24 protein-coding genes and 1 other annotated feature are annotated in these 24,104 nt (G+C 46.7%); of the genes, 5 read left to right on the top strand and 19 right to left on the bottom strand.

What is annotated here, in order from left to right; all coding sequences use genetic code 11:
• Positions 1-19: 19 nt before the first annotated feature.
• The 3 genes from MST20_RS12605 to acsA all read right to left on the bottom strand — a co-directional run bounded on the left by MST20_RS12605 (position 20) and on the right by acsA (position 3,624).
• Complete coding sequence (locus MST20_RS12605) at positions 20-166, bottom strand: hypothetical protein (RefSeq protein WP_003184427.1); 147 nt, start codon at positions 164-166, stop codon at positions 20-22.
• A gap of 131 nt (positions 167-297) precedes the next feature.
• A complete protein-coding gene (tyrS, locus tag MST20_RS12600; RefSeq protein WP_243943407.1) occupies positions 298-1,563 on the bottom strand; it encodes a tyrosine--tRNA ligase in 1,266 nt (421 codons plus the stop codon).
• Between the two features lie 48 nt (positions 1,564-1,611).
• Positions 1,612-1,852 (bottom strand) — a binding site (T-box leader).
• Positions 1,853-1,905: 53 nt separating this feature from the next.
• Entirely contained in the window at positions 1,906-3,624 is a 1,719-nt protein-coding gene (gene acsA / locus MST20_RS12595; RefSeq protein WP_243942637.1) for an acetate--CoA ligase, read from the bottom strand.
• Between the two features lie 155 nt (positions 3,625-3,779).
• On the opposite strand from acsA, the gene MST20_RS12590 reads away from it, so the two are divergent.
• Genes MST20_RS12590 through MST20_RS12580 form a run of 3 tightly spaced genes read left to right on the top strand, consistent with a single transcriptional unit; the run spans position 3,780 to position 6,235 of the window.
• Positions 3,780-4,412: a GNAT family N-acetyltransferase gene (locus MST20_RS12590; RefSeq protein ID WP_243942634.1), complete on the top strand. Its 633-nt coding sequence runs from the start codon at positions 3,780-3,782 to the stop codon at positions 4,410-4,412.
• Positions 4,413-4,433: 21 nt separating this feature from the next.
• Positions 4,434-5,078 (top strand): acetoin utilization AcuB family protein, encoded by a 645-nt coding sequence (locus MST20_RS12585; protein ID WP_075751926.1) that lies wholly within the window; start codon positions 4,434-4,436, stop codon positions 5,076-5,078.
• Positions 5,075-6,235, top strand: a complete 1,161-nt coding sequence (locus MST20_RS12580; RefSeq protein WP_243942633.1) for an acetoin utilization protein AcuC — start codon at positions 5,075-5,077, stop codon at positions 6,233-6,235. Before MST20_RS12585 ends, MST20_RS12580 begins: the two co-directional genes overlap by 4 nt.
• A 64-nt stretch (positions 6,236-6,299) precedes the next feature.
• On the opposite strand, the gene motS is transcribed toward MST20_RS12580, so the two are convergent.
• From motS to MST20_RS12515, 13 genes are all read right to left on the bottom strand, one after another.
• Positions 6,300-6,992, bottom strand: coding sequence for a flagellar motor protein MotS (gene motS / locus MST20_RS12575; RefSeq protein WP_243942632.1), 693 nt, complete (start codon positions 6,990-6,992; stop codon positions 6,300-6,302).
• Positions 6,982-7,800, bottom strand: coding sequence for a flagellar motor protein MotP (gene motP, locus MST20_RS12570; protein WP_243942631.1), 819 nt, complete (start codon positions 7,798-7,800; stop codon positions 6,982-6,984). The genes motS and motP overlap by 11 nt, the downstream gene beginning before the upstream one ends.
• A 95-nt stretch (positions 7,801-7,895) precedes the next feature.
• On the bottom strand, positions 7,896-8,897 hold the full coding sequence (gene ccpA, locus MST20_RS12565) for a catabolite control protein A (protein ID WP_243942630.1): 1,002 nt from the start codon (positions 8,895-8,897) through the stop codon (positions 7,896-7,898).
• A 315-nt stretch (positions 8,898-9,212) separates the two neighbouring features.
• Positions 9,213-10,289, bottom strand: coding sequence for a bifunctional 3-deoxy-7-phosphoheptulonate synthase/chorismate mutase (locus tag MST20_RS12560; RefSeq protein ID WP_003184447.1), 1,077 nt, complete (start codon positions 10,287-10,289; stop codon positions 9,213-9,215).
• A 210-nt stretch (positions 10,290-10,499) separates the two neighbouring features.
• Positions 10,500-11,138: a hypothetical protein gene (locus MST20_RS12555; protein ID WP_243942629.1), complete on the bottom strand. Its 639-nt coding sequence runs from the start codon at positions 11,136-11,138 to the stop codon at positions 10,500-10,502.
• Positions 11,139-11,287: 149 nt separating this feature from the next.
• Positions 11,288-11,614 carry a bacillithiol system redox-active protein YtxJ gene (ytxJ, locus tag MST20_RS12550; RefSeq protein ID WP_020452607.1) on the bottom strand — a complete coding sequence of 109 codons (327 nt, stop codon included), beginning with the start codon at positions 11,612-11,614 and terminating at the stop codon, positions 11,288-11,290.
• A 20-nt stretch (positions 11,615-11,634) separates the two neighbouring features.
• Positions 11,635-12,051, bottom strand: a complete 417-nt coding sequence (locus MST20_RS12545; RefSeq protein WP_059231758.1) for a YtxH domain-containing protein — start codon at positions 12,049-12,051, stop codon at positions 11,635-11,637.
• Between the two features lie 3 nt (positions 12,052-12,054).
• A complete protein-coding gene (locus MST20_RS12540; protein WP_243942627.1) occupies positions 12,055-12,477 on the bottom strand; it encodes a DUF948 domain-containing protein in 423 nt (140 codons plus the stop codon).
• Positions 12,478-12,644: 167 nt separating this feature from the next.
• On the bottom strand, positions 12,645-13,943 hold the full coding sequence (gene murC, locus MST20_RS12535; protein WP_075751919.1) for a UDP-N-acetylmuramate--L-alanine ligase: 1,299 nt from the start codon (positions 13,941-13,943) through the stop codon (positions 12,645-12,647).
• A 263-nt stretch (positions 13,944-14,206) separates the two neighbouring features.
• Positions 14,207-17,116 carry a DNA translocase FtsK gene (locus MST20_RS12530; RefSeq protein ID WP_243942625.1) on the bottom strand — a complete coding sequence of 970 codons (2,910 nt, stop codon included), beginning with the start codon at positions 17,114-17,116 and terminating at the stop codon, positions 14,207-14,209.
• Positions 17,117-17,300: 184 nt separating this feature from the next.
• Complete coding sequence (gene ytpR, locus MST20_RS12525) at positions 17,301-17,906, bottom strand: YtpR family tRNA-binding protein (RefSeq protein WP_243942623.1); 606 nt, start codon at positions 17,904-17,906, stop codon at positions 17,301-17,303.
• A gap of 18 nt (positions 17,907-17,924) precedes the next feature.
• A complete protein-coding gene (locus MST20_RS12520) occupies positions 17,925-18,734 on the bottom strand; it encodes a DUF1444 domain-containing protein (RefSeq protein ID WP_243942621.1) in 810 nt (269 codons plus the stop codon).
• Between the two features lie 19 nt (positions 18,735-18,753).
• Positions 18,754-19,074 carry a thioredoxin family protein gene (locus MST20_RS12515; protein WP_003184462.1) on the bottom strand — a complete coding sequence of 107 codons (321 nt, stop codon included), beginning with the start codon at positions 19,072-19,074 and terminating at the stop codon, positions 18,754-18,756.
• Between the two features lie 290 nt (positions 19,075-19,364).
• On the opposite strand from MST20_RS12515, the gene MST20_RS12510 reads away from it, so the two are divergent.
• A complete protein-coding gene (locus MST20_RS12510) occupies positions 19,365-19,811 on the top strand; it encodes a YtoQ family protein (protein ID WP_165427810.1) in 447 nt (148 codons plus the stop codon).
• A gap of 52 nt (positions 19,812-19,863) precedes the next feature.
• Here the strand turns inward: MST20_RS12510 and MST20_RS12505 are convergent, their stop codons facing one another.
• Entirely contained in the window at positions 19,864-20,937 is a 1,074-nt protein-coding gene (locus MST20_RS12505) for a M42 family metallopeptidase (protein WP_243942619.1), read from the bottom strand.
• Positions 20,938-21,073: 136 nt separating this feature from the next.
• Between MST20_RS12505 and MST20_RS12500 the strand changes: the two genes are divergently transcribed.
• Complete coding sequence (locus MST20_RS12500) at positions 21,074-21,388, top strand: PepSY domain-containing protein (RefSeq protein ID WP_020452616.1); 315 nt, start codon at positions 21,074-21,076, stop codon at positions 21,386-21,388.
• A gap of 37 nt (positions 21,389-21,425) precedes the next feature.
• On the opposite strand, the gene MST20_RS12495 is transcribed toward MST20_RS12500, so the two are convergent.
• Together MST20_RS12495 and MST20_RS12490 are read right to left on the bottom strand one after the other, a co-directional pair.
• Positions 21,426-23,123: an NAD-dependent malic enzyme gene (locus MST20_RS12495; RefSeq protein ID WP_243942617.1), complete on the bottom strand. Its 1,698-nt coding sequence runs from the start codon at positions 23,121-23,123 to the stop codon at positions 21,426-21,428.
• Between the two features lie 73 nt (positions 23,124-23,196).
• Positions 23,197-24,042 (bottom strand): YtnP family quorum-quenching lactonase, encoded by an 846-nt coding sequence (locus MST20_RS12490; RefSeq protein WP_243942615.1) that lies wholly within the window; start codon positions 24,040-24,042, stop codon positions 23,197-23,199.
• Positions 24,043-24,104: the final 62 nt, after the last annotated feature.

The following is a 24,104-nucleotide window of genomic DNA, read 5'->3' as shown; positions in this document are numbered from 1 at the left end:
GAGAGCCCCTAAAGACCCTCTACTTCAGCCGCTTTGCTGCATTTTCCGTCTGATTCAATTGATTGTATCCGTCAGCCGACTGCTGCACCTCTTGTTTTCGTTCCGTTTCCAGCTGCTTGTGGTAATCTTCCATAAATTTTTCTTTGGCTGCAATGAACAGGTTCATGCTACATTCCTCCCTCTTCAACGATGGAAACGCTTTACCTATTACATCTATATTTTTGACATTTCCTGAATGAACATACATAAAACATACGGACACAAAAAAACCCTTGCCAAATGGCAAGGGTTCGCTGATTACTTATAAGTCAGCAGGAAGTATTTCTTTTTACCGCGACGGATGACGGTGAATTGGCCTTCGATGCGGTCATCGCCGGTGAGGACGTCCGCAACATCGGTGCGGCGTTCGCCGTTAACATATACCGCACCATTCGTGATGTCTTCGCGCGCCTGGCGTTTGGATGGAGACAGCTTTGATTGGACGAGCACCTCAACAAGAGGCAGTTCATCCGCTTTCTCGAGTTCCATGGAAGGAACCCCTTTAAAGCCGACCTTCACTTCTTCAGCAGTCAGTTGTTTAATATCTCCGCTGAAGAGTGCTTTTGAGATGTTGACGGCCTGCTCAAACGCTTCACGGCCGTGTACAAGTACGGTCACTTCTTCGGCGAGGCGTTTTTGCGCTTCGCGTTTTTCAGGCGCTGTCTCTGTTTTTTCAGCGAGATCTTCGATTTCTTCTTTGGACAAGAAAGTGAAGTATTTTAAGTATTTCACGACATCCCTGTCGTCGGTATTGATCCAGAACTGATAAAACTCATATGCCGACGTCTTCTCTTTATCAAGCCAGATCGCGCCGCCTTCCGTTTTTCCGAACTTTGTGCCGTCTGCTTTTGTCACAAGCGGAATCGTCAATCCGAAAGCTTTTGCATTCTCTTCAGATTTGCGGATAAGCTCGAGGCCTGACGTGATATTGCCCCACTGGTCGCTTCCGCCGATCTGCAGCTTGCATTCCTGGTTTCTGTACAAATTCAAGAAATCGAGAGACTGCAGGATCATGTAGCTGAACTCAGTATAAGATATGCCCGTCTCGATTCTGGAGCTTACCGTATCTTTGGCAAGCATGTAATTGATTCCGAAGTTTTTGCCGACATCGCGCAAGAAATCAATGACGTTCATTTTGCCGATCCAGTCATAGTTGTTCGCCATGATCGCCGGATTCTCATCAGCTTCAAAATCAAGGAAACGCGAAAGCTGGTTTTTGATTTTCTGTGACCATTCGCGGACGATTTCTTCAGTGTTCAGTGTCCGCTCCGCTTTCTTTCCGCTCGGGTCGCCGATCAGGCCAGTCGCTCCGCCTACGAGCGCAATCGGACGATGTCCGGCCTGCTGGAAGCGGCGAAGCATTAAAATCGGCAGCAGGTGTCCGATATGCAGACTGTCAGCTGTCGGATCAAATCCGGAGTATAAGCTGATTTTCTCTGAATCCAGCAGTTCTCTCAAGCCTGCTTCATCGGTTTGCTGCTGAATCAGTCCCCTGAAGGACAAATCATCAAGTAAGTGTGTCATCATCATTTAGCTCCTTTTTTCCAAAAATAAAACGCCCCTTCGCAAAAACGAAGGGACGATAAAAATCGCGGTACCACCCTGCTTAAAAGAACGCATGGCCGCGCTCTTTTCACTCTCATTGATAACGGAAAAGCTTCCGTTCTTCTGCTACACAAAGCCCGGGAGGCTTTTTTCGCAAAAGCGGTTCGTGAGTGTAATTCAAACCATCCATATGTGCTGATTTTCACCGGCCATCAGCTCTCTAAGACAGGGAAGGATGCGTTCTACTGATCTCAGTCTTCACCTTTTGAATATTCGACTAAATCTTTTTTAACATAATATTTTTGCATTGTCAATGAGACATCAGTCTTCCATCGATGAGAGATCGCCTGCCGGAAGGTTCAGCTCCCAAGCTTTCAGGACGCGTCTCATGATCTTTCCGCTTCTTGTTTTCGGCAGTTTATCCTTGAATTCGATCTCCCTTGGCGCGGCGTGCGCGGCCAAACCTTGTTTCACGTACTGCCTGATTTCTTCTTTTAACGAATCTGAAGGTTCATAACCGTCCCTCAAAGCGATGAACGCTTTAATAATTTCACCGCGGACGGGATCCGGTTTGCCGATGACGCCTGCTTCAGCGACAGCTTGATGCTCAACAAGCTTGCTTTCGACTTCAAACGGGCCGACGCGCTCGCCCGATGTCATGATGACATCGTCGATCCGTCCCTGGAACCAGAAGTATCCGTCTTCATCCATGTAGGCGGAATCCCCTGATACATACCAATCCCCCGGCATAAAATAGGAGCTGTATTTTTCAGGATTGTTCCAGATCGAATGCATCATCGACGGCCAGCCTTTTTTAATGGCGAGATTCCCCATTCTGTAGGGAGGCAGTTCATTTCCCTGGTGATCGACGATTGCAGCCTCTACGCCTGGAATCGGTTTGCCCATCGATCCCGGTTTAATTTCCATGCACGGGTAATTGCAGATGAGCTGCGCTCCTGTTTCGGTCATCCACCATGTATCATGAATCCGGTTGCCGAAGACTTTATGCCCCCATCTGATGACTTCAGGATTTAACGGCTCCCCTACGCTTAAAATATGCCGTAATGAGCTCAGATTATATTTGTTCACGAGATCGTCGCCAGCACCCATCAGCATCCGAAAAGCCGTTGGCGCGCTGTACCATACCGTCACTTCCATTTTTTCAATCGTTTCGTACCATGCTTCGGGACTGAACCTGCCGCCTACGACGACATTCGTTGCTCCATTCAGCCACGGACCGAAGATCCCGTAAACCGTTCCGGTAACCCAGCCTGGATCAGCCGTACACCAATAAATGTCATCATCGTGCAGATCAAGAACCCATTTGGCTGTTTGATAATGCTGAATCATTGCTTTGTGGACGTGGAGAACCCCTTTTGGCGCGCCGGTCGAACCCGAAGTATAGTGAAGCAGCATCCCGTCTTCCTGATCCATCCATTCAATCTCAAGATCAGTGTCTGCTTCAGCCGCTTTCGCGTAATAATCGATGACAGATCCTTCTTCCTTTACGCCTTCTCCAACGACAATGATTGATTCAAGATCCGGAAGTTCGCCGGCCGGCACCCGTTCAAGCAATTCCGGTGTCGTCACGATGACCTTCGCTCCGCTGTTTGCAAGCCTGTCTTTGACAGCGCCTTCCATAAATGCTTCAAACAACGGCCCGACGATCGCTCCCAATTTGACAGCGCCGAGAAGAATAAAATAAAGCTCGGGTGATCTCGGCATAAAAACAAACACACGGTCTCCCTTTCCCACATTGGCATGCTGCTTTAAGACATTCCCGGCTTTATTCGTTTCATTTTTCATCTCTCTGAAGGTGTACTTTTCTTCGCGGACCGGATCTTTGTAGTAAAATGCCACTTTATTTTTCAAATTTGACTCAGCGTGGCGGTCGATCGCTTCATAAGCTGCATTGATTTTTCCCGTTTTGTGCCATGAAAAATGTTTTTCGGCATCCTTCCAGTCAAATGATCGGTATGCTTCATCATAGTCTTTCAAGTTGTAGTTTCCCGTTTCTGCTGGCAACGCTTTCAATTCCATGCCCATCCCCCTTTGTTCGCTCATCAAAATATATTATAGTATAGATTTTTTATTTTCTCAATTTTTAAAAAACACTCTTCCATCCTATGAAAACGCTTAATATTTTGGTATGTTATGTATAAAAGACTTCAACTAAGATGTAAGGCGGTGGATACGTGGAGCATCACAAAACTTATCATGCCAAAGAATTGCAGACCGAGAAAGGCTCAGTGCTGATAGAGGGCCCTATCAGTCCCGAAAAACTCGCACAATATGAATTTCACGACGAGCTTACAGCCTTTCGCCCATCTCAAAAACAACATGAAGCATTAATCGAAATCGCCGGGCTTCCCGAAGGACGGATCATCATCGCCCGTTTCCGGCAAACCATTGTCGGCTATGTGACATATGTTTATCCAGACCCGCTTGAAAGATGGTCTGAAGGAAACATGGAAAATTTAATTGAGCTTGGAGCCATCGAAGTCATTCCGGCGTTCAGGGGTCACTCTGTCGGGAAGACGCTGCTTGGGGTGAGCATGATGGATCCGCAGATGGAAAAATATATCATCATCACGACTGAATATTACTGGCATTGGGATCTAAAGGGGACTAATAAAGATGTTTGGGAATACAGAAAGATGATGGAGAAAATGATGAATGCCGGAGGGCTTGTCTGGTTTGCGACAGACGATCCGGAAATCAGCTCCCATCCCGCCAACTGTTTAATGGCCCGCATCGGAAAAGAGGTCAGTCAGGAGTCGATCGAGCGTTTTGACAGACTCAGATTCCACAATCGTTTTATGTATTAAGGGAGCAAAGGGGACCTGAATATGATTGTTGAAAAAATCATGAAACGGGATGTTGTGACACTTTCCAGAACGGATACGATTGAAGAAGCGATCAAACGCATGCGTACATTTCACATTAAACACCTTCCCGTCATCAATGAACGGGGAACGGTCATAGGCATTGTCACGGACAGGGACGTCAAAACAGCAAGTCCGAGTATTTTTGCCCAAAACAGATCTCACGAAGATTTAAAAAAGCCGGTGGAACTGATTATGTCAAAAGAAGTGATCACCGGTCACCCGCTTGATTTTGCCGAAGAAATATCAGCCGTTTTTTTCGAACACGAAATCGGCTGCCTTCCGATCGTAAAAAACGGGAAGCTTGTCGGCATTGTGACAAAATCCGATTTGCTGCATACGTTCGTCCAGCTGACAGGAGCCCATTTTCCAGGCTCCCAAATCGAAATCAAAACCGATCATATCGCCCGAAGCCTCGCTGATATCAGCGCCATTTTCAGCAGGCGCCAAATTGCCATATTGAGCGTGCTCGTATATCCCGGTGATGAAAATGATTCGAAAATACTCGTGTTTCGCGTTCAAACGATGAATCCCGCCTCTATCATCAAAGACGTGAAGTCCAAAGGGTATCAGGTTCTTTGGCCGGCTGTTCAAAGGGATTTGCCATGAAGGACAGCGTATTTATTTTTTCTCCCTCTTATCAAACTTATCAATTTCATCAAGATCACCCGTTTAATCAGCTGCGCGTCTATGTAACATACGATCTTTTGAATACGGTCGGCGCATTTGAACCGGGAGAAACGATTGCTCCGCGCATAGCGACAGAAGCCGAGCTCGGCCTTGTTCACACAGGCGATTATATCAGGGCCGTCCAGCTTGCAGGGGCGGGAAAACTTCCGGCAGCCGAAAGCGAAAACTACGGGCTTGGAACAGAAGATACCCCTGTCTTTGCCGGGATGCACGAAGCCGCCTCCCTTTTGGTGGGCGGAACACTGACAGCGGCAGACTATGTCATGACGGGCAAAGCGAGACACGCCCTCAATCTCGGAGGCGGGCTTCACCACGGGTTCAGAGGAAGAGCTTCAGGATTTTGCGTCTATAACGACAGTTCTGTTGTGATACGATATTTGCAGAAAAAATATCATGCGAAGGTTTTATATATTGATACGGACGCCCACCACGGCGACGGGGTGCAGTTTACGTTTTATGATGATCCTTCCGTGTGCACCGTCTCGATTCATGAAACCGGCCGCTACCTTTTCCCGGGAACGGGGCAGGTTCAGGAAAGAGGTCATGGCGAAGGCTACGGCTATGCTTTTAATATCCCGCTCGATGCCTTCACAGAAGATGAGTCTTTTCTTGATTCCTACCGGACGGCTGTTTCTGAAATAGCCGAGTTTTTCAAACCGGACGTTATTTTGTCGCAAAACGGAGCTGACGCGCATTACTACGATCCGCTGACACATTTGTGCACGACGATGAAGATTTACGAAGAGATTCCAAAGCTCGCTCACGAACTTGCACACACCTATTGCAACGGAAGATGGATCGCTGTCGGCGGAGGCGGGTATGACATTTGGCGCGTCGTACCGAGGGCATGGGCAAGAATCTGGCTTGAAATGAAAGGGATGAAACCTGAGGATAAGATGCCTGAAAAATGGCTGAAAAAGTGGGGCAAACAGGCATCTGTCCGGCTTCCTGCCAACTGGTCCGACCCGGGAGATTTGTATCCTCCGATTCCAAGAAAAGCCGAAATAACGGAAAAAAACGCCCAAACCGTTGCCAAAGCTCTTTATCCGATTCGCTCTGCTAAGCGCGCCACTTAATGCGAAAAATCCCGGCGCACAGAAAAAGGCCTTGCTTTTATGCAAGACCTTGCTTTCTTCTCACTTATTTTTTTGCGATGACAATTTCGACGCGCCTGTTTTTCTTCATATGGCTCTCTGTGCGGTTGTCCTTGACCGGTTTTGTATCGGCATAACCGATGGCAAGAAATCGTGAAGAATCGAGCTTCTCTTTCGACGTAAAGTAGCCGATCACAGTGCTCGCCCTTGCCGCAGAAAGCTCCCAATTGGATGGAAAACGGTAAGTTGAAATCGGGCGGCTGTCTGTATGCCCCTCCACACGGATCGGGTTGGACACTGATTTGAGAAGGACGGCGATTTTATGCAAAAGCGGGTGAGCCTGGTCTTTCAGATCCGCTTTTCCTGAATCAAACAAAACCGCTTCCTGAAGGACGAGGATGACGCCCCGTTCGTCACGCTTGGCTGCAATCAAACTTGACAGTTCATTTTTTTCAATATAGTCGTTGATTTTCTTTAATAAATCATCTTGGCTTTTAGCCGTTTTTTCAGCCTTCTGATCGTCCGCGTTTTCTTTTTTCAGCTCTGCGGCGGATTTGCCGTCGGCCCTGTCTTGAAATGAACCGACTGCTGCTTTAAATTTGTTTAAATCGATTTGCGACATCGAAAACAGTAAAATAAAGAACACGAGGATGAGCGTGATCAAATCCGAAAACGTGATAATCCAGTTTGACGATTTGCGACCCTGCTCGCGCTTCCTTCGTTCATGTCTAAGCTTCATGAGCTCTGTCCTTTTGTTTTACATGATCCGCCCGCTTTTTTGCCCATTCTTCTTTTGAACTGAAAACGACAAGCTGACTTTCCAGATTTCGCGGATTTCGTCCCGACTGGATGCCGATGATGCCTTCGATCATGACCTGCTTCTTAAAGATTTCATTCTCCGTCTTTTCTTCAAGCTTTGCGGCGATCGGTATAAACAGCATGTTGGCTAATAGGGATCCGTAAAGCGTCGTCAAAAGAGCGATTGCCATATTCGGACCGAGGGTTTCCGGCTTGTTCAGGTTTTTGAGCATCATGACGAGCCCGACAAGGGTTCCGATCATTCCCCATGCAGGGGCAAATTCCCCCGCTTTTTCAAAGACCCTTCTTCCCTTTCTGTGCCTTTCTTCCATCGCGGCGATTTCCGAGTTCATCACATTGCGGATCGTCTCCTCATCCCATCCGTCGATGGCAAGAAGCAGACCTTTTTTCAAAAACGGGTCTTTCATTTCATTGACATTGGCGTCCAATGATAAAATTCCTTGTTTGCGCGCCTGTTCAGACAGGCTGACAAAGGTTTTGACCAAGTCGCGCACATCGTCTTCTTCCGAAATAAAGACCTGCTTCAGCACAGCTGGCGCTCTTTTTAAATCTTTCGGGGAAAAGCTGATGAAAACAGCTGCACACAATCCGCCCGTCACGATAAAGAAAGACGTCAAATCGATAAACGAATAAAAACCGGAAAGCCCCGCTCCAGAGACAACGCCGACTATTAAAATGAAAATACCCAAAATCAAACCAACCGGTGTCAGATAATCAAATCGTTTCATTTTTTCATAATCTCTCCAGCTCAAGGAAAAGAAAGCAAGCAATTCACGAAAAAAGCTGTGAACACTTGCTTTCTTTCTCGTTTATTTAATCATGATCATTTTGTTGATTGTCTGAGTTCAATGCGGTGCGGCAGCTGGACAATATGCTCTTCGACTTCCTCTTTGTTCATCAGCTTTGTCAGAAGTCTCATCGCTACGGCACCGATATCATACGTCGGCTGGACGACAGTCGACAGCTGCGGCCGAACCATTAATGAAAGCCTTGTATTGTCAAAGCCGACCACTTCAAGGTCATCCGGAATAGCCAGTCCTTTATCCTGTGCTGCGTGAATAACGCCGAGCGCCATTTCGTCTGTCGCTGACAGGACGGCCGTCGGTTTTTCATCAAGCTTCATGAGCGCCTCCAGCGCTTCCATTCCTGAATCGTACGTATAATCGCCTTCTGCTACATACTCTTCTTTAAATTGCAGCCCCTTATCCTCAAGCGCTCTTTTAAAGCCTTGAAGTTTTTTCGCTTGATTGACCGGCTCAGTCATCGGTCCTGATACAAACGCAAGGCGCTTATGGCCTTTTTCAATCAGCATGGTAGCCGCATCATAAATCGCCTGTTCATAATCGATCGCAACCGACGGCGTTTCCCCTTTTTCTTCAACAGATGCCGCTAGCACGATCGGAACCGGTGACCGCTTAAACTCCTCCACATGCTCCTCAGTGACATTTCCGCTCATAAAAACGATACCGTCAACTTGCTTTCCTAGCATCGTATTCAAAAGATGCAGTTCTTTGTCCATATTCTGGTCGGAGTTACTCAAAATAATATTGTACTTGTACATCGTTGCGATATCTTCGATTCCCCTCGCCAGCTCTGAATAAAAGATGCTGGAAATATCGGGAATGATCACGCCGACAGTCGTCGTCTTTTTGCTTGCAAGGCCCCTTGCCACGGCATTTGGACGATAGCCAAGACGCTCGATAGCTTCAAGCACCTTCTTTCTCGTCGTCGGCTTGACGTTCGGATTCCCGTTCACAACCCTGGAAACGGTTGCCATACTTACATTTGCTTCGCGTGCTACATCATATATTGTCACATTACTCATTTTTACCACTCCTTCAACTGGGTACACTTTTCTTTTCCTATAGCATAAACATTTTCATGTAGAGAAATGTCAAAATGTAAAACTTTATGTAAAATAAACAGAACTCAAGTTTACATTATTTTTCATAACCTGCCAAAACAAAAGGGGCTCTCTGAAATTATACACGGTTTTACCTAATATGAAAACGTTCCCTTTATTTTTATAATTAATTTAAATAAGAATAAACAGCTTTTTAATTAAAAATAAGACATTTTTTCGACAATTTTTGATGACAACTAAAAAAAGGACCGCTCGAAAGCGGTCCATAAACGAATCTTATGCTTTTACTTGAACGAGCGGCTTCAGTTCATTTAACCATTTTTCAAATGTCGGGATATCCATTTGCTGAGCAGAGTCGGAAAGCGCGACAGAAGGATCAGGATGGACTTCGGCCATGACGCCGTCAGCTCCGATCGCAAGCGCTGCTTTTGCTGTCGGAAGCAGCAAGTCGCGGCGTCCGGTAGAATGAGTGACATCCACGAATACAGGAAGGTGAGTTTCCTGCTTCAGGATCGGCACAGCTGAAATATCAAGCGTATTTCTAGTCGCTGTCTCATACGTTCTGATTCCGCGTTCGCAAAGGATGATTTGATCATTGCCCTGTGACATGATGTACTCCGCTGCATTGATGAATTCCTTCAGCGTTGCGGCAAGTCCGCGCTTCAGCAGAACCGGCTTCTTCACTGAACCGGCCGCTTTTAAGAGCTCGAAGTTTTGCATGTTGCGGGCGCCGATTTGGATAACATCAATGTAATCAATGGCTTCTTCAATATGCTGCGGATTCACGATCTCACTGATGACGGCCAGATCATACTCATCAGCAACACGCTTTAAGATTTGCAGGCCTTCAACACCGAGGCCTTGGAAGTCGTACGGGCTTGTACGGGGTTTGAAGGCTCCGCCGCGAAGCAGTTTCAAGCCTTGCTTTTTAGCTGCGGCTGCGACTTCGGCTACTTGCTCATAGCTTTCAACCGCACACGGACCGACGATAAATCTTTGTTCTCCGTCGCCGATCTTTTCGCCTTTCAAATCAACGATCGTATTTTCAGGCTTTTTCTTGCGGGAAACGAGCAGCGCTTTGCTGTGATCGTCTTCCTGAAGTTCGAGTCCGGCTTTGAAAATCTCTTTGAAAATATGCTGGATCGTCGAGTTTTCAAACGGTCCGTCATTATTTTCAATAATTTCATTCAGCATCGCTCTTTCTCTGACTGGATCGTAGCGGTTGATGCCTTGCGCTTCCTTCGCTTTTCCAATCTCCTGAACGATTCTTCCTCGCTCATTAATCAGTTTTAATATTTGCAAGTTTAATTCATTCGCCTGCTGCCTCAGCAAATCAAGTTCAGTGTTGCTCATGTTATCCATCCTTTCTTTTAACTTCACCCTCTATGAGAATAAGAATGATTCAATTGATTAGGGTTTATTATAAACAATGTTTCTTAAAATGTCACGAAAAAATTCTTTATTACCAAAACGCTTTTAAGCGATAAAGCATTATATGCAGTTTCTCCCTTGCTGTGCGGGTGTTTGTCGGAAGAATAAAAAAAAAGAATCATGTTTGATTCTTTAACTTGATAACCTGTATATTCTCTGTATTGCAGTTTCGACGCTAAAAACCCTGTCATTCAAGGCAGCCGCCTTATCATCGGCATGTTCGACAATGTTCTCCGTAAACTGTCCGATGTTCTCGATGATCGTTTTCGGGAGCATCTCCTGTCCTCTTTTCAGTTCATCTATATCTGTTTCAAGCCGATTCAGCCGCTTGTCCATTGCGTTTAAACGGTTTTCTACTTTGTTTAAGCGCCCGTCTATTTCTTTGAAGCGCTTGTCGATTGCGTTAAAGCGCTTATCTACTTCAACGAAGCGCTTGTCGATCTCAACGAAGCGTACGTCCACTTCATCGAAGCGTTTGTCGATCTTAACGAAGCGTGCGTCCACTTCATTGAAGCGCTTGTCGATCTCAACGAAACGCGCGTCCACTTCATCGAAGCGCTTGTCGATCTTAACGAAGCGTGCGTCCACTTCATCGAAGCGTTTGTCAATCTTAACGAAGCGTGCGTCCACTTCATCGAAGCGTTTGTCGATCTCAACGAAGCGCGCGTCGATTTTGTCTAAGCGCTTGTCGATTCCATCAAGACGCTGATTGATCGGACTCAATTCTTCTTTTAGAACGGATTGAAGCATGTCCTTTAATTCAGTGTTCAACTCATCACCTCCCGTTTTTTTAATTATAACGTACAACCATTGGTCAAACGATACATTTTCCTAAAAAGGCATTTCCATGAGGCAAAAGCATCATAACAACATAGAAAACGGCCAAAACGCTATACGTCTTGGCCGTTTTCACCTGCGGATTATCTGCTGTTTTCCGCAAGTGCTTGAGCTGTAATTTGCGAGTGGGAGGCGTGCCATTTCACGTTCCCGTTTGTAAAAATGAAGGCTTGAGGACTTTCGTGTTTAATTCCGTACTGCTCAGCGATATAGTTTGACAGTGGTCGGCTTTCCTGCACTTTTAAATAATAAGCCGGTATGTCTTCATGCTGATTGGCGAATGATTCAAATTCTTCAAACGCGCGCCTGCTGATCGGGCATGTCACACTATGTTTCAAAAAGATAAATGTATCGTTGTTTTCTGCAAGCTTTTTAAATTCATCCTCTGTTTGAATGAGCTGTTTCGACACGGTGATCTCCCTTTCCTCCATTATTTCTGGACGGTATCTGCTGTTTCTCTTGCTTCATCCTCTATTTCATTTTTGGCTTCTTCAGCCTGTTCTTCGATTTTAGACGATGCCTCTTCCTTTAGTTCATCAGCTTTTTCGGCACCTTTGTTTCGCAAGTCTTTGACTTTATCCATGATCTGTGAAGACTGGTCGGCAACAAGCTGTGAAATCGAAGATGTCTTCTCTTTGGCGATGCTGACGTACTCAGAACCTTTCTCCCTCGCTTCGCTTGTGAGCTTTCCAGTCTTATCTTTTAAAACGACAGCTTGATTTCCGAGGTCATCGCGAAGCTCTTTCCCTGACTTCGGCGCTAAAAATAAAGCTGCGGCTGCCCCGATGATTCCTCCTACAAACGTGCCGATTAAAAAATCCTTAGTATTCATTCCATCTTTACTCATAAATTATTCCTCCTTCAGCTTCTTTTGTTTCCATCTATTCCAAATTTCCAAAGCTGCATTGCTCCAGCTGACAACTTGAGAAATTTTTTCACGGTTTTGCTCTGCGGCTGATGTGACGGACTCTGAAACCTGCTGAATGGAGCTGTTAAACTGCCTGACCGATGTGCCGACTTCCTGAACGGCATCCACGACCGTATTCAGCTTCAAAGATTTTTCCTGAATATCATCAGCGAGCCGGTTCGTCTTATTCAGGAGCTCCGTTGTTTCAGCGGTGATGCCTTTCATTTGTCCTTCAACACCTTCCAGCGTTGAGGCAACATGATTGAGTGTGACTTGAAGCGATTTTAATGTTTTTGATAAATAGATAACCAGAATAAGAAAGCTGACAGCAATGAGTGCGGCACTTAAATATAGAATAATAATCATCTTATCCTCCTCGAGCTAAGGTCTTACAATTGATGTATACCCAATTGTTTAAATCGTAAACCTCTATATTTACTTTTTCTACACGCACGGGAGAATTCCTTTAACAGAAACTCCCGGCTCCATATGTACAAAAAAGCAGCGGATTGACTCACACTGCCTTTTTCTCATTATGCTAATACATTTTCATATGCTTTTAAATACTTTTGAATGTCACCTGCGCCCATGAAAATTAACACTGCATGTTCATGCTCCTTTAAAATCGATGTGTCATTTTCATCGATCAGCTTCGCCTGCGGGATTTTCTCCTGCAAATCGCCGATCGTCAGCTTTCCTGCATTTTCCCGGGCAGATCCGAATATATCGCAAAGATATACATAATCGGCTTTCTTGAGGCTTTCGGCAAATTCATTCAGGAACGACTGCGTGCGCGTAAATGTATGCGGTTGAAATACTGCGACAACGTCCCGTTCCGGATACTTCTGTCTGGCTGCTTCAATCGTCACCGTGATTTCAGTCGGATGATGGGCATAATCGTCAATCAGCACTTGGCTGCCGGCATGTTTTTCGTTAAATCTGCGTTTAACGCCGCCAAAGGTTTGCAATCCTTCTTTAATGATATCGACATCGACCTCTTCATAATGGCAGAGTGCGATGACGGCCAAAGCGTTCAGAACGTTATGGCTGCCGTATGCCGGTATATAGAAGGTATCATAGAATGTGTTCCTGACGAAAACATCGAACGTTGTGCCCTCGGTATTTTTGATGACATTTCTCGCCTGAAAATCGTTTTCCTCGGCAAAGCCGTAGTATACGACTGGAACGTTCGCATGGATTTTCATCAAATACTCGTCATCTCCGCATGCGATAATTCCCTTGTTCACCTGTAATGCCATCGTTTGAAATGCGTCAAATACATCATCGATATTCGCGAAATAATCGGGATGATCAAAATCAATATTTGTCATGATCGCATAATCAGGCTGATAGCTCAGAAAATGCCTTCTGTATTCACAGGCTTCAAGCACAAAGTACTCGCTGTTTTCGCAGCCTTTTCCAGTCCCGTCTCCAATCAGATAAGATGTCGGTTTTGCTTTCTGGATGACATGAGACAAAAGGCCCGTCGTTGACGTTTTGCCGTGTGCCCCTGTAACGGCAATGCTCGTAAACTTCTTCAGATAGTCGCCGAGAAATTTATGGTACCGCACGACTGGCAGGCCTTCGGCTTGCGCTTTTTCAATTTCAGGATGGGTGTCGGGAAAAGCATTTCCGGCAATAACAGTCATTCCCGGCTTGATATTTTCCGGATCAAACGGATATATCGGGATATTTCTCTCCTCTAAAGCGGTTTGTGTAAAAATGTACTTTTCGATATCCGATCCTTGGACATTATATCCATTATCATGGAGAATTTGGGCAAGCGGACTCATACCTGTCCCTTTTATTCCGACAAAATGATAAACAGTCATAATTGTACCTCCAACAAACGTCTATCTGCTTCCCAGTATATGACGCTTATTTCAATTTGCAACCTAAACCCGGCCGCATCGTTTTCTTCAAAGTCATTATTATATTCAGTATCAGACATTTTCAAGAGTGAATAAACCTCCTGCGTAAAGGATTTTTTTGAACCCTTTCACGGAAGTGCTCTTAAAAACGGATTAAAACGCCGCTGCCGGCGCTTTAATATGCGGCGCTCTAAAAAACACGCCCATCTGCTATCATACCATGTTTAGCCGAAAAGTGAACTACTTTCTATTAACTGTTCCAGGTCGGCCTTTGTAATCAGGACTTCTCTCGGCTTACTTCCTTTCGCCTCAGAAATCATGCCTTCCCTTTCCATCATATCGATTAATCTGGCAGCTCTGTTATAGCCGATGCGAAAGCGCCGCTGCAGGCTTGAAGTGCTGGCGCTGTTTTGCTCCACGGCAAATTCGCACGCTTCAAGAAACAGTTCATCCTGATCAAATCCGGCCGGATTTTGTCTGACCAATTGTTCCTGTTCAAATAAATAGTTCGGCTCCTGCTGCCGTCTGACATGTGAAACGACACGGTCAATCTCCCGGTCGGAAACAAAGTTGCCCTGCAGGCGGACCGGTTTGCCTGAACCGTTCTCCAAGAACAGCATATCTCCTTTTCCAAGCAGCTTTTCAGCTCCCGCCATATCGATAATCGTTCTTGAATCGACGGCACTTGATACAGAAAACGCTATTCTTGTTGGTATATTGGCTTTAATTAAGCCGGTAATGACATCAACTGAAGGCCGCTGCGTCGCGATCAGAAGATGGATGCCGCACGCTCTTGCTTTTTGTGCGATTCGGCAGATGCTTTCTTCCACTTCATTCGGAGCGACCATCATTAAGTCGGCAAGTTCATCAATCACGACAACAAGATAAGGAAGTTTTTCACCCATGTTCTGTTCCCGGACTTTTTCATTAAATCGTTCAATTTCCCGAACACCGGAATGGGCAAATAATTCATAGCGCCGCTCCATTTCTTCGACAACCCATTTTAATGCAGCAGTTGCCGCTTTGGCATCTGTGATGACAGGACTGACGAGATGAGGAATTTTATTATACGGAGCAAGCTCCACCATCTTAGGATCGATAAGCAGAAGCTTTACATCGCTCGGCGCCGCTTTGAACAGCAGACTGACTAAGATCGTGTTGATGCATACGCTTTTCCCTGATCCCGTAGCCCCGGCAATCAAACCGTGGGGCATTTTTTTCAGATCTGCCACGACGGGCTTTCCGGAAATGTCGAGTCCGAGGGCTGCGGTCAGAGGAGACGGATTCGTTCTGAATTCCGAACTTCTGATCATTTCGCGCAAATAAACCATTTTACTATGCAAATTCGGCACTTCAATTCCGATCGTATTTTTTCCCGGAATCGGCGCTTCGATCCGAATATCTTTCGCTGACAGGCTGAGTTTAATATCATCTGACAGGTTTGTAATTTTGTTGACTTTCACTCCGGGTTCAGGATGCACCTCAAATCTTGTCACAGAAGGCCCCTGGGTGACATGAACGACATTTGCTTTGACATTGAAGTTCTCAAGGGTGACGTCCAACAGCTCGCGCTGCTCATGTATCCAGGCCTGATCATCCTGCTTTTGCGCCGGCGGCACATCAAGCAAAGACATATTCGGGAACTGATACCCTTGAGGCGCTTTTTCTTTTTGTTTATCTGATGCAAGCATCATAACATTAAACGGAACAGAGCCTTTCTCCGATCCCGGAGCGGCTCCCGCTTCCCGTTTCCGCGGAACGACAGGCCGCCCCTCATTTGTCCTTGTACTCTCCCGGTCCTTTTCGCTGCTTTCGGTTTTACCCGCGCTTGACGCTGTCTCTTCCGGTTCCGGTGAAAATGATGCCTGCTCTTGTTTCCAGCCAGCCTGGCTGCTTCCGCTTTCTTCAATAACGTCAGCCGGCGCATTGGAATCTGTCCGGTTTTTGATATCGGAAGGACCATCGCTTCGGGTGGATATTTCAGAGCTGCGGCCATAAGTGTACGGCTCTTCCGAAATTGAAGCTTCCGGGTCAGGACGCATTTCGTCAGAGCCGTTAGTTTCCCCTTGTTTTTCCATGACGGCTTCTGCATCCTCTGCTGGTTCCTTCTCTTCTTCGGTTTCCTCAATCTGATCCAAAAGCTTTTCGATTTGTTCCGGTGTTTGTTGAGCGGGGATTGTTTCTTCTTCCGTTATGTTCCATGATGCGGTGGCTGTCTCTTCTTCAGCTTCATACCGCAACGCTTTCTCTTTGACGAGCCCGGAATCTTCTGTCATTCGCTCACGGCGGATTTCTGTTTTTTCTTCCGGAATATGTGTTGAGACAGGGGTTTCCGTTCGTTCGGATTCATGCCGCAGCGCTTTTTCTTCAGCGAGTTCGCCGCCTTCTGTCATTCGCTCTCGGCGGATTTCCGTTTCCTCCGGAGTATGTGTTGAGACAGGGGTTTCCGTTCGTTCGGATTCATGCCGCAGCGCTTTTTCTTCAGCGAGTTCGCCGCCTTCTGTCTTTTGCTCACGGCGGATTTCCGTTTCCTCAGACATATGCGGGACATCTTCAAATTCGGCCTGCCACGCCGGATTGCGGCTCTCGCTTTTAGTCAGCGGACGGCCGTTCTTTTCAGTTTGGAAGGAAGGTTCTTCTCGAACCGGCTGCTTATTTCCGGCAACCTTCTGCTCTTTTTCAATTTCTTCGTTAAACAGCGTAACGCGCGCTTCCATTTGATTGTTTGCACGATATGTATAATTTTCCGGTTTGGCTCTTTTCTGCTCATGAAAGCCGTAAACCGGTGACGGGATAACGGACGGTCTAAAGGGTTTTTTCGCCGCTTTCTCTTCATGATGATAGGAATTGCCGGGTTTCGGCTGGGAAGCTGAATGCCGGCTTGCCGGGCGGCGGGTCCTTTGTTCGCGGCTGTCATCCTTTTCCCGCGGCCGCGAGTTTTGATCAGGTATAACCGGGAAGCGGAATTTCCCTTTTGGATATTCATATACGACTTTTGCGTCGGATATTTGCGGCATTTCTTCGTCTTTCTCTAAAGATGAATCCGCCTCAAACTCTTCTATGTGCTTTTTTTGTTTTTCATTATCTTCATCATCGCCTAAAAACAGGCTGAACATTTTATTAAACCAGCTCATGAATCATCACTCTCTAACTCCCTTAAATTTTTCGGGGACGGTTTTAAGTATACCACTGCTTCCCCACCCAGAAAAGGACAAGTCCTTCTCATGTGTCCGCCCTCCGAATAAAAAAGCCGCCAAGTTTATCTACCCAGCGGCTTCTTTTTTACATCTATTCGAAAGTTTTGTTCATTTTATGCCGTTAAAATGTAAAAGCTTCTCCTGCTTTCCGGCTGTCATCAAGGACAAGAATGCCTTTTTCCTTCGGCGCGTCTGGGAGGTTCAGCTCCTTGGCAGAACAAATCATTCCGCTCGACGCCACTCCGCGAAGTTCCGCATCTTTAATGATCATACCGCTCGGCATCACGGCTCCGACTTTGGCTACGACGACTTTTTGACCGGCATCAACATTAGGAGCTCCGCAGACGATTTGCAGCGTTTCGCTCCCTACATTCACTTTGCAGACACTCAATTTATCGGCATTCGGATGCTTTTCTTTTTCTTCGACATATCCGACCACAAACTTCGGAGAAAGATCCACGGTCAGCTCATCTTTCAAACCGTTGCGGACCAGAATTTCATTCACATCCTGGACAAAGGATTCGGAAAGTGCAACAGCTCCGTTTTCCTCAATGCTCAAATATGAGGAAACATTAAAAATGTTATAGCCTGCTGTTTCCTTTGTGTCTTTATGAAAAATTTTCACGACGTCTCCGCAGCGCTCAAAAGCGATCTCTTCGCGCGGAATATCGTTCAATGAGATGAGCAGCGTATCGCCTACGCCTTCTGGATTATAAAATGCGTTCATGAGAAAAATTCCTTTCTATCATTTCTTTTTAGGGCGGTTTTTAGCCAGAATAAAGATCGGTTCAAGCTTTCCATCCTCATAAAGGAAAGAAAGCGCAGTGATCGGCACTGTGCCGTTTGCAAAAAAGCTCATCGACATTTGCCCGAGAATATCGTATCCGGCATTGTTGCGGATGTCGGCAATAATCAGCACATCCTGGTGCGGGATTGACACCGCCAGTGTCCCTTCCGCGCTTTTCTCATACTCTGCGAGAATCGATTCGTTCAACACCCTGCTGGCGTCATAGCCGTCATTTGCTCTGAAAAAGTAGAAGTGATTGCCGGCGACCGCGTCTTCTTTGACAACGGTTTGGAGCGAGCGAAGGTTAAAGGAAGCCGTTTCTCGAATCCTTTCCTTTGTCCAGCCCTCTTTTTCAAGCATTTTTTCGTCGATCAGCCGGTATGTGTTGCCAAGGTCGAGCGCGTAGTAAATTCGTGTTTCAGCCGTGTGGCCGTCAAAAACCAAGGGAACGCCTGCGCTGGACTTCTCGGGAAAGGAAGTCGAGCGGATGACGGGATAGATGAGACTTTCCCGCCCTTCCATTTCCTGCGACTGGCCTTTCATGGCATTGAGCGCTTCCTCAGTATAATAGACGACTTCGTCAATCGCATCATCTTTTTTCTGCTCCCATTTGGCGATGATCCCCGGGAGTTCAAGTGTAATGCCTTTCCCAGTGTTTTGATCCTCGATTCTCAAGGTGTCTTTTTCCCTGTCGAAATGAAAGGACCAGTTGTCATTTTGCAAACGTTTTTTTAATATATCGGAAAGTTTCCTTGACGTCATTTTCATAGGGGAACTCTCCTTTCGGCTACTTATTCAGTGAATCTGTCAAAAATTGCTCAATTTCCTCTTTCGTTTTCCGGTCTTTGCTGACAAAGCGGCTGATTTCGTTGCCTTCTTTAAATACGAGGAAGCTCGGAATTCCGAAAATGTCCCACTCCGCACACGTATCAATGAATTTGTCGCGGTCAACATAATAGAATGTGAATTCCGGATAGTTCGCTTCAAGCTCAGGCAAGAACGGTTCTACAAAACGGCAGTCCGGACACCAGTCAGCCGAAAACATCAGCAAGGATAAATCGTCTTTCACAACTTTTTGCAGTTCTTCATTCGTCTCGATCGTTTTCATCACTCAACGCCTCCAATATATGTTCTTATCATCCATTCGGATCATACCAGACAACCGGCTCTATCGCCAGCCTTTTGCTGTCCGCCGGCTTTTTTAAAAGATGGACGATTCTTTATGTATCTTACCCGTTTTAAAAAGGGAAAATCTTAACGATCCGATCCTCTTTCATATCATAAGCATAATTTTTTTGCTTTATCAAGCCATTCTCGTTTAACATGGTAAGTAATAGGGTAAAAATATCCGTTAAGGCGCCTTGCGCCATGATCCCATGACAGTCAGGAGGAGCATGTATGGAATTTATCGTTTATCTTGCCGGAGAAATACATAGCAATTGGCGCGAAGAAGTGAAGGAAAAAGCAAAATCGCTCAAGCTGCCGATCACATTTGTCGGACCGATGGAACATCACGACCGCTCCGACAACATCGGTGAAGAAATTATGGGCAAGCAGGCTGATTCGATCGCGAAAGATGATGCAGCCTCGGATTTGAACAATTTTCGAACTTCTGTTTTAATGAACAAGGCGGATGTGGTCATCGCTCTTTTCGGGGAAAAATACAAGCAATGGAACACGGCGATGGATGCTTCATACGCGATTGCCAAAGGCAAGCCGCTGATCATCATCCGTCCTGAGTCACTCCATCATCCGTTAAAAGAACTGTCAAACAAAGCGAACATTACCGTAGAAACTGTCAATCAGGCGATTAAATCGTTGTCGTACGTATTTGAAAGCCGGTAGCTGTATCATCAAAAAGAGACCCTGTGCGTAAAACGGCACAGGGTCTCTTTGTTCAATCATTTCGCAAAATCGACTGTACGGCAGAGCTGTCGCAAGCTTTGACAAGCTTGAGCAGCAATTCTTTGGCAGCAAGGTAATCATCAACGTGGATAATGGAAGCAGATGTATGGATATATCTTGAACAAATACCGATCACGGCCGAAGGAACACCTTCATTTGAGATGTGAACACGGCCGGCATCGGTTCCTCCAGGGGAAACAAAATATTGATACGGGATGTCATGAGTCTCTGCCGTATCCAGCACAAAATTTCTCATTTCGCTGTGCGTCACCATCGTCCGGTCGAAAATCCTTAACAGCACTCCTTTGCCAAGCTGGCCAAATTGACTTTTGTCGCCGCTCGCATCGTTTGCCGGACTTGCATCAAGCGCGAAAAACAAGTCAGGCTGTATCATATTGGCCGCAGTTTGCGCGCCTCTTGTGCCGAGCTCTTCCTGGACGGTCGCACCTGAGTAAAGCGTGTTCGGAAGTTCTTCTCCCTGCAGTTCTTTCAGCAATTCAATGCTGAGGCCGCAGCCGTAGCGGTTATCCCATGCTTTCGCCATGATCTTCTTTTCATTTGCCATCGGGGTAAACGGACAGATCGGCACGATTTGCTGGCCTGGTTTGACACCGATTCGTTCGGCATCTTCCCTGTCATCCGCACCAATATCAATCATCATGTTTTTGATATCCATCGGACGTCTCCTCTGCTCATCTGTCAAAAGATGAGGAGGCGTGCTCGCGATGACGCCGGGAATCGGTCCGTTGTCCGTATGGATTTCCACCCGCTGAGCCAATAAAACCTGGCTCCACCAGCCGCCCAGCGTTTGAAACCGGAGCAGTCCGTTGTCTGTGATTGATGTAACCATAAATCCCACTTCATCCATATGGCCGGCCACCATAATTTTCGGACTGCCTTCAGGTCCATGTTTAACGCCGAACACGCTTCCAAGTCTGTCCTGGATGATTTCATCAGCATATTTTTCAAGCTCTTTTTTCATGAAACGACGGACTAGATGTTCATTTCCCGGGGCGCCAGGGAGCTCCGTCAGCGTTTGAAAAAGCGTTCTCGTTTCCTGATTCATCTGTTTCCCTCTTTTCTTATGTATCTCTCTACATTTTACATAAGTGTGCGATGTGTTTCCAGAAGAGAGCCCATCCTTAACACGGACGGACATGTTCTGTATAATGAAAAAAACAAGCTTTGGAGGTGCTGAATAGATGAAACTGCGCCATTTTCTTCTTGGGGCCGGCATCGGCATTGCCGCGGCCGTTGTTGTCAAACAATATGTCATGCAGCCTTACATTTCTTCTGAAAAAGCGCTGCGCATCGTCAAGTCCGCTTTTAAACAGAGAGGCCCGATCGACGGTTCATGGATATATACCGTTCCGGAAGCCTATACCGTAAACGGCGAAACCGTCATGGTGTACAAAACAGGCATTACCCGTTCCGCTTTCGGAGAGCTTGAACAGTACGAAGTCATGGTTGATGCAAAAACAGGCATGATCGTAGATGTGATTGATACCGCAGCATAGCATCCAAAAAAATGCGGCCATTTCAGGCCGCATTTTTTTATATGGAGCGAATCGGCCGGTAGACCGGATGCCACATCGCATCCTGCACCGCTTGAATCACATCGTCCGGCTCATTTTCTGCAACTCCGTCTTTTATGGCTGCTTTGATGACAGACGTTGCCACTGTTGCGGAAACCGTTCGCAAATCCTCAACCTCCGGAAGGAGCGCGGCGCCGGGCCGGCCGGTATCAACCATGCCCGCGATCGCAGCTGCGCTGGCGTAAAACATGTTGTCCGTCATCAGCCTTGCTTTTGATACAAGCGTTCCGAGACCGAGACCGGGGAATACAAAGGCATTGTTCGCCTGGCCGATCGCATAACGGGTACCGTTGTAATCGACAGGTGCAAACGGGCTTCCCGTGGCGACGAGCGCCCGTCCTTCCGTCCATTTGATCAAATCTTCAGGTTTTGCTTCAGATAACGGTGTCGGATTGGACATCGGGAATATAGCCGGCCGTTTCACATGCTTCGCCATTTCTTTTACGATTTCTTCTGTAAATGCGCCCGATACAGTAGAGGTTCCAATCAAAATGGTAGGCTGCACTTGTTTTACTACCTCAAGCAGATCGATTGTATCCCCCGGGCCGTTCCGGCTGAAGTCTTTGACCTCGTCGGCAGGCCGCGCATACGGCTTTTGAATGTCCTGCAAGTCGTTCATATCATCTGTCAGCAAACCGTTCCGGTCTACACACCAAAAACGGCGGTATGATTCCTCTTCCGACACCCCCTCTTGAACGAGAGCGGCGCGAATTTGCTCTGCGTTGCCGATTCCGGCCGTCCCCGCTCCGAATATGACCACTTTATGATCCTTCAAGGGCATTTTCGATATTTTGACGGCCGCAAGCACCGCTGCGAGGGTTACTGCTCCTGTGCCTTGAATGTCGTCGTTAAAGGTGCAAATTTTGTCTTTGTATTTTTTCAAAATCTGACGGGCGTTTTGCGTTCCGAAATCTTCCCAATGCAGCAAAACGCCTGGAAACGTCTCGGTTGCGATTTGAACGTATTGATCAATAAACGATTCATAACGCTCGCCTCTTATTCTTGAATGCTGATTCCCGACATAAAGCGGATCATTGAGAAGCCTTTCCTGGTTCGTCCCCGCATCAATGATAACGGGAAGGACCCTGCTAGGATCGATGCCCGCAGCCGCAGTATAAACGGCGAGTTTTCCGATCGAAATGGCGATGCCTCCGACTCCCCAATCCCCGATTCCGAGAATTCCTTCAGCATCAGTGGCCACGATTAAATCGATCCGTCTTTTTTTAGCGGCCAGATTTTCAAATGCCGTTTTCATGCCTTCAGGGTCATGAACCGACAAAAACAGCCCCCGCGGCTTCCTGTATTCATGACTGTATTGCTGGATTGCCGTTCCGACAGTCGGGGTATATACAATCGGCAACATTTCTGTCATATGGTCGTTCAGAAGCCTGTAGAACAGCACTTCATTTCGATCATGAAGCGCCGTTAAATAGACGTTTTTGCTCAAGTCATCAGGCTGTGATTGGAACTGTTTATACGCCCGTTTTGCCTGTTCTTCAAGCGTCAGCACCTTGGGAGGAAGCAATCCTGTCAAGCCGAGAGCTTCCCTTTCCTCTGGAGGGAAGGCAACCCCTTTGTTCAGCAGGGGCGTCGCAAGGACTTCAAATCCTCTTAATTGCGTCTCGATCACTTGTTCATTCAGTTTATTGTGGCTCACCGGTCGTCTTCCTTTCACAAGTTAGTTATCCTTAGGATGGATAACATCAAAGCAAACCATTCACCAAAATAGCTTAGCGCCTTTCTCTTTTTACTGACTCTGCAATCTCGCCGTTTTCATCCCATTTTAATGCCCTGTAAATGGCGTCATGGTAAAAAATGTACCAGGCATTTTTCTCGGCGGCTTTCGCCTGCCATGCTTGCTTCGCCGCAATCGATGTCATTGGATAATCGTCGTACGCCAGCACCCAGAGAGGATTTTGATGGGCATGCGTCGGCATAATGTCAGCCATATGAAGGGCCGTTTCGCCGGCATTCTCAAGAACGATCACGGAATGGCCGTCGCTGTGACCGCCTGTATGATGCATCGTGATTCCGGGCAAAACTTCAAGCTTCTCATCGAAGGTCCTCACTTGATGCCGAACCGCTTCCCAGTTTTCTTTCCAATATGTATTTTTGGAGCGGATATTCGGATTTCTCATCTCTTCCCATTCGATCGCAGACGTGTAAATCGCTGCATTCGGAAACACGGAAACAAGGCTTTCTCCCTCATAGCGCGTCAATCCGCATGCATGGTCAAAGTGGAGATGTGTCATCAGAACGGCGTTGATATCTTCCGTTGAGAGCCCGAGTGCTTTTAACGAGTCAGCAATTGACGATTCTTCGGTGACCCCGTAATTTCGTTTCTGTTTATCCGTCAGTTTGCCGTGCCCGATACCGGAATCGATCAGCAGATTTGCGCCGTCTTTCTGAACTAGTATAGGGTCTGTTCTCAGTTCGATCTGATTTTTCTCATTGGCGCCATACTTTTTTGACCAAAGCGGCTTGGGCACAACGCCGAACATGGCGCCTCCGTCCATGTGCGTGACGCCTCCGTTCAGCCATGTCAGCTTGATTCGTCCGATTGTTAAAGTTTCCATGATCATCCCTCCTCCTCCTATCGTAGCAAAAAACGCAACCCGAAGCTTCATTTGAAAGCAAA

The sequence above is a fragment of the Bacillus sp. B19-2 genome (assembly GCF_022832475.1).
GTDB classification, from domain to species: domain Bacteria; phylum Bacillota; class Bacilli; order Bacillales; family Bacillaceae; genus Bacillus; species Bacillus paralicheniformis.
This window is presented reverse-complemented; position numbering and strand designations above follow the sequence as displayed.

Bases quoted from the DNA above. Each gene is read 5' to 3' on its own strand.
- MST20_RS12605 (WP_003184427.1), bottom strand. From the start codon at position 166: ATGAACCTGTTCATTGCAGCCAAAGAAAAATTTATGGAAGATTACCAC.
- tyrS (WP_243943407.1), bottom strand. From the start codon at position 1,563: ATGACACACTTACTTGATGATTTGTCCTTCAGGGGACTGATTCAGCAG.
- acsA (WP_243942637.1), bottom strand. From the start codon at position 3,624: ATGGAATTGAAAGCGTTGCCAGCAGAAACGGGAAACTACAACTTGAAA.
- MST20_RS12585 (WP_075751926.1), top strand. From the start codon at position 4,434: ATGATTGTTGAAAAAATCATGAAACGGGATGTTGTGACACTTTCCAGA.
- MST20_RS12580 (WP_243942633.1), top strand. From the start codon at position 5,075: ATGAAGGACAGCGTATTTATTTTTTCTCCCTCTTATCAAACTTATCAA.
- motS (WP_243942632.1), bottom strand. From the start codon at position 6,992: ATGAAGCTTAGACATGAACGAAGGAAGCGCGAGCAGGGTCGCAAATCG.
- motP (WP_243942631.1), bottom strand. From the start codon at position 7,800: ATGAAACGATTTGATTATCTGACACCGGTTGGTTTGATTTTGGGTATT.
- ccpA (WP_243942630.1), bottom strand. From the start codon at position 8,897: ATGAGTAATGTGACAATATATGATGTAGCACGCGAAGCAAATGTAAGT.
- MST20_RS12560 (WP_003184447.1), bottom strand. From the start codon at position 10,289: ATGAGCAACACTGAACTTGATTTGCTGAGGCAGCAGGCGAATGAATTA.
- MST20_RS12545 (WP_059231758.1), bottom strand. From the start codon at position 12,051: ATGAGTAAAGATGGAATGAATACTAAGGATTTTTTAATCGGCACGTTT.
- MST20_RS12540 (WP_243942627.1), bottom strand. From the start codon at position 12,477: ATGATTATTATTCTATATTTAAGTGCCGCACTCATTGCTGTCAGCTTT.
- murC (WP_075751919.1), bottom strand. From the start codon at position 13,943: ATGACTGTTTATCATTTTGTCGGAATAAAAGGGACAGGTATGAGTCCG.
- MST20_RS12530 (WP_243942625.1), bottom strand. From the start codon at position 17,116: ATGAGCTGGTTTAATAAAATGTTCAGCCTGTTTTTAGGCGATGATGAA.
- ytpR (WP_243942623.1), bottom strand. From the start codon at position 17,906: ATGAACGCATTTTATAATCCAGAAGGCGTAGGCGATACGCTGCTCATC.
- MST20_RS12520 (WP_243942621.1), bottom strand. From the start codon at position 18,734: ATGAAAATGACGTCAAGGAAACTTTCCGATATATTAAAAAAACGTTTG.
- MST20_RS12515 (WP_003184462.1), bottom strand. From the start codon at position 19,074: ATGAAAACGATCGAGACGAATGAAGAACTGCAAAAAGTTGTGAAAGAC.
- MST20_RS12510 (WP_165427810.1), top strand. From the start codon at position 19,365: ATGGAATTTATCGTTTATCTTGCCGGAGAAATACATAGCAATTGGCGC.
- MST20_RS12505 (WP_243942619.1), bottom strand. From the start codon at position 20,937: ATGAATCAGGAAACGAGAACGCTTTTTCAAACGCTGACGGAGCTCCCT.
- MST20_RS12500 (WP_020452616.1), top strand. From the start codon at position 21,074: ATGAAACTGCGCCATTTTCTTCTTGGGGCCGGCATCGGCATTGCCGCG.
- MST20_RS12490 (WP_243942615.1), bottom strand. From the start codon at position 24,042: ATGGAAACTTTAACAATCGGACGAATCAAGCTGACATGGCTGAACGGA.